This window comes from Fructilactobacillus sp. X2R1C1 (assembly GCF_059901435.1).
This window is the reverse complement of record NZ_JBWXUV010000143.1, coordinates 1-242: the sequence shown is the minus strand read 5'-3', so window position 1 is coordinate 242 and position 242 is coordinate 1. Positions and strand designations below refer to the sequence as shown.

Here is a 242-nt window from a genome sequence, read left to right as displayed (position 1 = left end):
GATGATGTCGATGGAATCTCCGTACAGTCGCTTCGACTAATGGCGGGAAGGGCGAAAAACCAACTTGCCCTATTATTTCCCAATATCGAAAACACAAATACCCGAAAAATTGAAGATGATAAAACTAATATCAATAACAACGAAACGGGAACACAGGTTTCGTACATTAAAAACAGCAAAGGGGGAACCACGCCTTTTAAGATATTCGTTCAACCAGGCGAAGGAAGTTCCACCGGAAGAAC

1 protein-coding gene is annotated in these 242 nt (G+C 42.1%); it reads left to right on the top strand.

Annotated features, from left to right (window positions below; genetic code table 11):
• A partial coding sequence (locus tag AC6UDG_RS07820) for a hypothetical protein (RefSeq protein WP_500707009.1) occupies positions 1-242 on the top strand: 242 nt, incomplete at both ends.